Below are 2909 nucleotides of genomic sequence, written 5' to 3'. Positions count from 1 at the left end.
TCTTTTCGGGGATTTCTGGGGCATTGTTAGCAGCAGCAGCAGTGTTGTTATTTTTAGGATCGTTCAGACAAACATTAATTATCAGTTTAACGATTCCTTTGTGTACCCTGGCAGCGATCGCATTGATGAGAATATTCGGCTTGACTTTAAATGTGTTCAGTTTAGCAGGGTTAACACTAGGAGTCGGTCAAGCAATTGACACATCGGTTGTGATCCTAGAAAATATTTCCGAAAAAACAGGGATGACTCCCAATCAGAAAGAGAGGGAAGAAGGGGATTCAGGGAGAAATTCTAAATTCTTTATTGATAGTGCGATCGCAGCTTCCCAAGAAGTAGAATCTGCTTTAGTTGCGGCTACAGGTGCTAACTTAGTTTCTGTAGTGCCATTCCTCTTAATTGGCGGCTTTATTGCACTGTTATTTAATGAACTGATTCTGACAATTAGCTTCGCAGTCGCAGCCTCCCTTGTTGTCGCCATCACAGTAGTACCAATGCTGTCTTCTCGACTTTTGGGAATTCGCTGGTCTAGTCGGATTAGTGAATTTTGGCTGCTTAGACAATTTAATCACCGATTTGAAGATGCGACGCGGGGATACGGTAACTTCTTAACCAAGGTCTTACGCTATCGGATTTTCGTAGTCACTGCTGCTTTGCTAATTTTAGGCGGCAGCAGTTTCTTCATGTTTGGTCAAATTCCCCAAGAAATTTTACCCCGCATCAGTACTGGTCAAGCTAACTTGAGAGCGCAGTTTCCACCCGGTACACCTTTAGCAACTTCTCAAAAAGTTATGCAAATTGTCGATGACATTTTGCTCAAACAACCAGAAACCCAGTCTGCTTTCACAACTGTGGGTGGTAATTTATTTGGCAGCAGTACTACAGAAAATCCCTTACGTGCCAGTAGCACCATCAATCTTAAACCAGGTACAGATGTCGAAGCCTTCGTCAAAAAAGTAACTCAGGAATTTAACAAACTCAACTTAGCAGGAATTCTGCTGCGCCTCAATCCTGGTCAGGTGCGGGGTTTAATCTTGAGTAATTCTCCAGTGCAAGGGTCAGAAGTTGACGTAATTCTGCAAGGTGAGAATGAAGAAAAACTAACGCAAGCAGGGGCGCAAGTGCTGCAAGCGTTACAAGAAAGGGCAAAATTAGCGACATTCCGCCCAGATGCCGACCCCCGACAACCGGAAATCCAAATTCGCCCCGACTGGGAAAGGGTTTCAGCTTTAGGGTTGAGCGCCGGACAAATTGGTGCAACAGTTCAAACAGCAATTGAAGGTTCAGTGCCGACGCAAATTCAACGCGGTAATCGTTTAGTTGATGTGCGGGTGCAGCTAAATAAAGCAGCGATTCAGCGTCCTTCCCAGTTAGAGCAATTACCCCTATTTACAGAAAACAATCAACTAATCCGGCTTTCTGATGTGGCGAACATTCAAGAAGGTCAAGCGCCCGGTGAGGTGCAACGAATCAATCAGCGCCAAGCTTTTATTGTCGCAGGAAATCTCAGTGAGGGAGCTAGTCTTGGTGAAGCGATCGCAGAAGTCAATAAGGTACTCAAGGATGTAGACTTACCTGATGGCGTTTCAATTGTACCTAGTTCTGCCCAAGAAACTAATCAGCAACTTCAGGATGCTTTAAAGACTTTGGGGGCGTTGGCGACATTCTTAATCTTTGTCGTCATGGCGGTGCAATACAACTCACTAATCGACCCATTGGTAATTATGTTCACCGTACCACTAGCCTTAGCTGGGGGAATTTTTGGACTTTACATTACCCAAACTGCAATTGGCGCAACTGTAATTGTTGGTGTCGTCCTGCTGGTGGGAATTGTAGTTAACGCAGGGATTCTGATGGTAGAACTAGCGAATCAAATTCGGGATGAAGAAGGTTGTAGTCGCCAAATTGCGATCGTGAAAGCTGCTCCTCAACGCTTGCGCCCAATTATCATGACTACAGTTACCACAATCTTGGGGCTGTTTCCCTTGGCATTAGGCATTGGCGAAGGTTCGGAGTTTTTGCAGCCTTTAGGGATTGTAGTTTTCTTTGGGATGGCGATCGCAACGATGCTGACACTATTTATCATCCCCTGTTTTTACATTCTGCTGCACGATTTGCTCGGTGGAAATTGGGCAAAGCCAGTGTTAATCCGGTTGCGTGGATTTACGAAAAAACTTACCAGCTAATCAGCATTCCTGATTAAATTAAGTCATTAGTCATAAACAAATGACTAATGACTAATGACAAAGGACTAACTAGCTAAGAGAGTTTTTTCTAGAGAAGTCCAACGGAAAGAGCGATCGCCACCTCTCTCAATAACTACTTTCACTCGTGGTTCTAACTGAGGCAAATTCGTTAAATACTCAACTTCCTCATTAGAAAGAATATGCCCTTCAATAATCCACAACACCAGCCCCTTTGACTTTGGCGCTAGCTGTTCTAGATGAGAATTGAGAATTGGCGGTAAATAGTACACCTGACCTACAGCCGCACCACTACCAGTACTTTTTTTCCCAAGATGAGGAGGTCTGACTCCATGAATTCTTGTGAGATATGCAGCTACGTCACCCAGTCCTTTAGCGGTAATGTGGAGGGTAGTATAGCCAGCTGCCCGTAATCGACGCTGATATCGACCTTCATAACCCCCTTCCAGAGGTACATACACACCAAGAGCGCCAAATTTTTCCAAATCGCGGATTAAACCATTGCCAGTGGTAATTAGTGCCATAGATTTTCGTCTTATCCCACTTAGATATCTCTATTATTTACCCTTAACCGATAGATTAAAAGCATTTTTTTGGGCATTGGGCGTTAGGAGTGATGAGTGCTGAGTGCTGAGTTAGGAGTTAAGAGTTAGTGAGTTTTGTTTATCTCCTTGTCCCCTTGTCTCCCTTGTCTCCCTTGTCTCCCTT

General features: G+C 44.3%; 2 protein-coding genes. One reads left to right on the top strand and one right to left on the bottom strand.

Annotation, left to right across the window (positions count from 1 at the left end; translation table 11 throughout):
* Nucleotides 1–2183 (top strand): efflux RND transporter permease subunit (locus tag HWQ37_RS00180; RefSeq protein ID WP_292742527.1); only part of this gene is annotated, 2183 nt, incomplete at its 5' end.
* A gap of 65 nt (nt 2184–2248) precedes the next feature.
* Here the strand turns inward: HWQ37_RS00180 and ndhN are convergent.
* Nucleotides 2249–2725: an NAD(P)H-quinone oxidoreductase subunit N gene (gene ndhN, locus HWQ37_RS00175; RefSeq protein WP_292742526.1), complete on the bottom strand. Its 477-nt coding sequence runs from the start codon at nt 2723–2725 to the stop codon at nt 2249–2251.
* Nucleotides 2726–2909: the final 184 nt, after the last annotated feature.

The sequence above is a fragment of the Nostoc sp. NMS4 genome (assembly GCF_017115095.1).
Classification (GTDB): Bacteria; Cyanobacteriota; Cyanobacteriia; order Cyanobacteriales; family Nostocaceae; genus Nostoc.
The sequence above is the reverse complement of the archived record's forward strand: the minus strand, read 5'-3'. Positions and strand labels throughout refer to the sequence as shown.

Coding starts and splice junctions, on each gene's coding strand:
- ndhN (WP_292742526.1), bottom strand. CDS start 2,725: ATGGCACTAATTACCACTGGCAATGGTTTAATCCGCGATTTGGAAAAA.